Genomic DNA, 6,224 nt, shown 5'->3' with positions numbered 1-6,224 from the left:
GCAGTTCTAATTATAGTTCCCATATTTCCAGGGTCTTGAATTTTATCAGCTAGCACATAAAATCCATCCTCATATCTAATCTCTACCAGCTTATTTCTAACTATAGCAATAATACCTTGTGGATGCTCTGTATCGCAAATACTTTTAAATAAGCTATCACTGACACTATACACTTTAGTATTCTTCTGTAGCTTGTTCTTCACAGAGGATTTTTCATATTTAAATTCTCCACTATCACTTATAATTATCTGTGCCACTTCAAAATCAGAATCTAATGCCTCTTCTGCAAATCTAAAGCCCTCAACTAAAAACATATTGCTATCTTTTCTATATTTTTTCTCTTTTAATTTTTTAATTTCTTTAATTAATAAATTGTCCTTGCTAATAATATATTCCAACTGAATACCCCTTATTTAACTAGATTTTCTAATTTATTTAGTTCTTCAATATTGCCTATAGCAACAATAACATCACCTATTTCAATAATATTATCAGCAGATGGAGAAATATCAATATCATTATTTCTTTTTATAGCCATTACATTTATGCCATATCGAGCTCTTATATTAAGTTCCCTAAGAGTCTTATTATGCCATTCTTCAGGGCTAACAACTTCAGCTATACTGTAGTCTGGAGATAATTCTATATAATCTAATATATTTGATGACACTAAATTATGAGCAACTCGTACACCCATATCTCGCTCTGGAAAAACCACTCTATCTGCACCTATTTTGTATAATACTTTAGCATGTAACTCGTTGGTTGCTTTTGTAATTACATATTTCACTCCGAGTTCCTTAACTAATAGTGTTGCTAAAATACTAGCTTGAATATTAGAGCCAATACTAATAACTGCACAATCAAAATTACGAATACCAAGAGCTCTTAAGCTATTTTCATCATTTGCATCAACTTGAACTGCATGAGTCACTCTATCCGAGATATTTTGAACTGTCTCTTCATCAAAATCAACTGCTAGAACGTCATTTCCCGAAGAATATAATGTTTCAGCAACAGACATTCCGAATCTTCCAAGGCCAATAACAATAAACTGTCTTTTACTCATTAACTCCACCCCTATCCAATTAGAATTTTGCCCTCAGGATATTTTATATTCCCAGATTTAAATTTTTTATTAGCCAATGCAAGTATTATAGTTAGTGGTCCTACTCTCCCCGCATACATGGTAAGAATTATTATTATCTTCCCGCCAATTGTTAGATTCGTAGTTAACCCTAAACTTAATCCTACTGTAGCAAATGCCGAAGTAGCTTCATAAAATAAATGTTCAAAGGGAACTCCTCCCTGCTCTGTTATAGATAATATCATGGTAACGGCTATAACAATCGTTATGGAAATAGCAGCTATTGCAAAAGCTCTATACACAAGATGCTTATTTATTCGTCTTTTAAATATTTCTGTATCTTCACGTCCGCGAGCCACTGATACTACAGTCATAAAAAGTACCACCATAGTAGCTGTCTTTATTCCACCGGCAGTGGAACCAGGCGATCCACCAATAAACATTAATATAATTGTTAGAAATTTGCCTGCCGTAGTCATATCAACCGTTGAAATAGAATTAAATCCAGCTGTCCTTGGAGTAATCGATGCAAAAATTGAAGATAAAAACTTACCCTTGATAGACATCCCTTGCATAGTGGAAGGATTGTTCATTTCAAATAGATACATAAATATTGCTCCTCCAACGATTAACACAAGCGTCGTATAAATAACCACTTTAGAATGAAGTGACAACCTTTTAATTGATGTACAGTTATAGATTTCTACCCAAACGTAGAATCCTAGGCCACCCACTACTACTAAAGCTGAAACTGTAAGTATTATTACAGCATTATCAGCAAAACCTGTAAGACTATTAAAATCCCCCATCAAATCAAACCCAGCATTACAAAAAGCAGAAATTGCATGGAATACACTATAATAAATTCCTTTTGCTATACCAAACCTCGGGATAAATTGTGTGGAAAATAGCACTGCACCAGTTATCTCAACAGAAAATGTGAATAACAATATGTATTTAGCCATTTTCACTATGCCCTGTAAGGAATTTGAATTCATAGCCTCTTGCATTACTAGTCTTTCCTTTAAGGTTATTCTCTTTCCTAAAAGTAAAAAAACGAGTGTGGTAACCGACATAAACCCTAGCCCACCTATTTCTATAAGTGACATTATCACTGTTTTACCGAAATAAGACCAGTATGTACCCGTATCTACAATTACTAGACCAGTAACACACACAGATGACGTAGATGTAAATATTGCATCTATGAAAGGTGTAGCTTCACCACTTACAGCTGCCATAGGTAATGTGAGCAGTGTCGCTCCTATGAGTATTATTGCAGCAAAACCTATTGCAAGTATCTGAACAGGAGTATAGATGGTTTTTCTTTTAAGAGCTTTAATAGTTGACGCCAAATTAATCACCTCTAATTTTTACCAATAGCATTATATTGCTAATTATACCACTTACCCTGTTTTTGTCAAAATGCAAGAAAAAATGTAGCCTAAAGGCTACATTTATAAATATTTCTTAAGCTTGTAATTGTTTTTTAGCAACTGCTACTAATTCAGCAAAAGCTTTTGGATCATTTATTGCAATTTCTGAAAGCATCTTTCTGTTAATATCTACACCTGCAAGTTTCATTCCATTCATAAATCTCGAATATGAAAGATCACTTAACCTTGTAGCTGCATTAATTCTAGCTATCCAAAGAGATCTGAAATCTCTTTTCTTTAATCTTCTTCCGATATAAGCGTTTCTAAGTCCTCTCATTACTGCTTCATTAGCTGTTTTAAATAACTTGCTTCTTCCACCGTAGTAACCTTTTGCAAGCTTTAATACTTTTTTATGATTTTTACGAGAGTTTACTGCCCTCTTAATTCTTGCCATTTAATATACCTCCTAAGCACCATTCAATTATAAGTATGGTAACAGTTTCTTCATTGCTTTTACTTGAGTTGTTGATACGTATGTTGTTTTTCTAAGGTTTCTTTTTCTTTTAGGGCTTTTCTTTGTTAATATGTGGCTTGTAAAAGCTTTTGCTCTTTTAAGCTTGCCCGTTCCTGTTTTCTTAAATCTTTTTGCTGCGCCTCTATGTGTTTTCATTTTAGGCATGATAAAATTCCTCCTCTCGGTTATGCTCTTTTAGGAGCTAATATCATTATCATATTTCTTCCCTCTTGTCTTGCTGCTTTTTCAACAATATATATATCGCCGATTTTTTCTACAAAAGATCTTAATATCTTATGTCCTACTTTTGAGTTTTCAATTTCTCTGCCTCTAAATCTTACTGTTATTTTTACCTTATCTTCATCCAGTAAGAATTTTTTAGCATTGCTAGCCTTAATTGCGATATCATGGTCTTCTATTGTTGCACTCAATCGTATTTCTTTAAGATTAACAACCTTTTGTTTCTTTTTTGCTTCTTTTTCTTTTTTCTGTTGTTCATAGACAAACTTACCATAATCCATTATTCTACATACTGGTGGTTTTGCTGTAGGGGACATCATAACCAAGTCTAGGTCCTTTTCTTCTGCAAGAATTAAAGCATCCTTGGTGTTTAAAATACCCAATGCAGATCCATCCGGTCCTAGTACTCTTATTTCTTTGGCCCTTATTTCTTCATTCATCATGAAATCTTTACTTTTACTAATAGTTTTCACCTCCTAAGTTTTTTGAAAGATTTAAATATTTAGATAATAAAAAGGACGGCAAATGCCGTCCTTCATAGTAACAAATTCAAATTACTAATTAACCTAACTAGCAAAGCTGTTAGGTGAGAAACGGCTGTTTCTTCTTGTGATACAGAATTATATTATGTTATTTCACTATTTCTCATATCGTTATTCACAACAATTTATATTATACTATTTAAATATTAGCATGTCAATACTTTTCTTGTTTATTAATACATAAACATAGAACATTTAACTGTTACACCATCATACCTTTTTTTATATTTTCACAGGCTGAACACTTGTCACAATAATATACTCTATTAACAAAGACCTTACTTATCGTTTGTAATAATTCCTTGTTCTTACAGTGATCTACGCAATGTATTATTATTTTTCTAGGAGCACTAGTTATTATGGTGCTAATTATAAGTTCTTCTTGATTTTCTTTTGAATCAAATTCAACACCCGGTAGCTCCATAATCATATTTCCCATTAAATCATTTCCTTCTGAATCTCTTAAATAATAATCTCCGTTTTTCCCAATTATTATATTAATTTCATCTACCTTGCTCTCCTGAACTTCTACAAAGTATTTTAAAAGATTTACAAACTCATCATATTCTTTTTCTACCATATACGATTCTACAACTTTATCAACTATACACTCTAAATCTTGTCTTAGCGCCTTTATCCTGAATGTCAAAAACCCATTTACATTAATTTCATTATTTTCTTCTATTAATTTATTTATTTTATCAATAACAATGTTTTTCCTATTCATATAATACACCATATTAGGTCCGGAGATTGAACCCTCACTTAGCAAGCCTTCAATAATTTTAGGTTCAACTTGTTTTATTTCATCATTCCCCAAAAAGAAATATGTTTCTGCTAAAAAACTACCCATTCCACTTTTACAGAATTCCTTTATTACTAATTTATATAGCATATTAGCAACATGTAAATTAAATGTTTTTATATTACTAGTGCTTATGTTATCATCGCTACAAAAGAATTTTATAAAGTGTGTATTTTCTATTATGCACTCCGATATTCCAATAATTACTTTTTTATTTTCAAAGCACTCTTTAATGTCTTTAATCTCATCCATAATGCATTCCATACTGCTATTATATACAAGAGTTAATAAAAGCATCTTGCACACTCCTTTCTCATAAAATAGTATGTGTGTAATACTTACGTATATGCAAAATAGATATAACAATTATCGACATATTGCAAAACACCATAGTTTTATGATATAAAGTACTAAACAGGTTGTTTTAAAAAAAAATTAAAAAGGGGTACGATGATGAAAACTGTTATTGTTGATTTTAGAATTCATAATGAAGAAAAATCGCATCTAATTTTCAATGGATATAATGTGCTCCTATGCCCACCTAGCAATCTCTTAGATGAGGCCGTATGTGGTCACCCCGATATGCTTATGTATATTGACGAAAATAGCATTATAGTTCATAAAGACATGGACACAGACTTCATACAAACATTAGCTGCACTAAATTATAAAATTTATAAAACAACTGCATCACTGCAAAGTAAATATCCACAGAATGTACTTGTCAATTTGTTCTGCCTAGGTAACCTCTTTGTTCACTCTATTAATTTTACCGATACTAAACTTTTGTCACTATTAAAATCCAAAAAATTTATAAATGTAAAACAAGGTTATACAAAATGCTCTACTTGCGTTGTCACAAACCAAGCAGTCATAACTAGCGACACTTCTATTGCCAAATCTTTATTTTCGGAAAAAATAGATGTTTTATTAATTCCCCCTGGCGATATTATCCTTCCGGGAATGAACTACGGTTTTATTGGTGGTGCAACAGGGCTTGTTGAAAATGACGTGTTAGCCTTTTATGGCCACTTAGATCACTATTTATATGGTAAAGATGTATTAAGTTTTTTAAAAAAGCACAAGGTAGAACCTATGTTTTTAAGAAATGGAAAACTAATTGATAGAGGAAGTATTTTTAGAATCTAATCTACGACTTTTTTCTTATTGGATGCCACAACGAAAAGGATATGTTGCTGGAATGCTTTCACTGCACCAAGTAATTCTAAAATTTTTTTTTTGCATCTGCTAAAAAATTCAAACTCGCTATCGCTCAAACATGAATTTTTCTTTACGCATCTGCAAATAAAATAAATTAAGAATTGCTAAGGCTTGTTCAAATGCATTCTGCTCAACATATCCTTTTGTTAGCATCCAACAAGAAAAAATACCTGATTTTCAGAATAATAAAAACGATGGAGAAAAAAAAACAGTAATATTTATAGAAGTATAGCTAAACATCATTTAGCTGTTATTATAAAATAAAAAAAAGTAGCCTATCTACTGAAATATCAGCATTTAGACTACTTTTTACTGTTTTGGAGGCGCCACCCGGATTTGAACCGGGGAATAAAGGTTTTGCAGACCTTGACCTTACCGCTTGGCTATAGCGCCATTATTGAAATTGTGGAGCGGAAGACGAGATTCGAACTCGCGACGT

The 6,224-nt window shown here is 32.1% G+C and carries 8 protein-coding genes, 1 tRNA gene and 1 other annotated feature; of the genes, 1 reads left to right on the top strand and 8 read right to left on the bottom strand.

The genetic code is table 11. From position 1 onward, the window contains the following. From ACJAX4_RS21395 to ytxC, 7 genes are all read right to left on the bottom strand, one after another. The coding region (locus tag ACJAX4_RS21395) for a TrmH family RNA methyltransferase (protein ID WP_435791465.1) at nucleotides 1-398 on the bottom strand (398 nt) is incomplete at its 3' end. An 11-nt stretch (nucleotides 399-409) separates the two neighbouring features. Continuing rightward, on the bottom strand, nucleotides 410-1,069 hold the full coding sequence (locus ACJAX4_RS21390; RefSeq protein WP_435791464.1) for a potassium channel family protein: 660 nt from the start codon (nucleotides 1,067-1,069) through the stop codon (nucleotides 410-412). 11 nt (nucleotides 1,070-1,080) lie between these two features. Next, the gene (locus ACJAX4_RS21385; protein WP_435791466.1) at nucleotides 1,081-2,430 is read right to left on the bottom strand and encodes a TrkH family potassium uptake protein; all 1,350 of its coding nucleotides are present in this window, start codon (nucleotides 2,428-2,430) and stop codon (nucleotides 1,081-1,083) included. A gap of 127 nt (nucleotides 2,431-2,557) precedes the next feature. After that, nucleotides 2,558-2,917, bottom strand: a complete 360-nt coding sequence (gene rplT / locus ACJAX4_RS21380) for a 50S ribosomal protein L20 (protein WP_435791463.1) — start codon at nucleotides 2,915-2,917, stop codon at nucleotides 2,558-2,560. A gap of 27 nt (nucleotides 2,918-2,944) precedes the next feature. Continuing rightward, nucleotides 2,945-3,142: a 50S ribosomal protein L35 gene (rpmI, locus tag ACJAX4_RS21375; protein WP_435791462.1), complete on the bottom strand. Its 198-nt coding sequence runs from the start codon at nucleotides 3,140-3,142 to the stop codon at nucleotides 2,945-2,947. Nucleotides 3,143-3,162: 20 nt separating this feature from the next. Continuing rightward, nucleotides 3,163-3,690 (bottom strand): translation initiation factor IF-3, encoded by a 528-nt coding sequence (infC, locus tag ACJAX4_RS21370; RefSeq protein WP_435791460.1) that lies wholly within the window; start codon nucleotides 3,688-3,690, stop codon nucleotides 3,163-3,165. A gap of 31 nt (nucleotides 3,691-3,721) precedes the next feature. Further along, nucleotides 3,722-3,832: a sequence feature (ribosomal protein L20 leader region), on the bottom strand. 129 nt (nucleotides 3,833-3,961) lie between these two features. Then, complete coding sequence (ytxC, locus tag ACJAX4_RS21365; protein ID WP_435791459.1) at nucleotides 3,962-4,861, bottom strand: putative sporulation protein YtxC; 900 nt, start codon at nucleotides 4,859-4,861, stop codon at nucleotides 3,962-3,964. 156 nt (nucleotides 4,862-5,017) lie between these two features. Between ytxC and ACJAX4_RS21360 the strand changes: the two genes are divergently transcribed. After that, nucleotides 5,018-5,713 (top strand): DUF6873 family GME fold protein, encoded by a 696-nt coding sequence (locus tag ACJAX4_RS21360; RefSeq protein ID WP_435791458.1) that lies wholly within the window; start codon nucleotides 5,018-5,020, stop codon nucleotides 5,711-5,713. Nucleotides 5,714-6,103: 390 nt separating this feature from the next. Here ACJAX4_RS21360 and ACJAX4_RS21355 read toward each other — a convergent pair. Beyond that, nucleotides 6,104-6,178 (bottom strand) — tRNA-Cys (locus tag ACJAX4_RS21355). Nucleotides 6,179-6,224: the final 46 nt, after the last annotated feature.

It is taken from the genome of Clostridium sp., from assembly GCF_051278035.1.
Classification (GTDB): Bacteria; Bacillota; Clostridia; order Clostridiales; family Clostridiaceae; genus Clostridium_AD.
The sequence above is the reverse complement of the archived record's forward strand: the minus strand, read 5'-3'. Positions and strand labels throughout refer to the sequence as shown.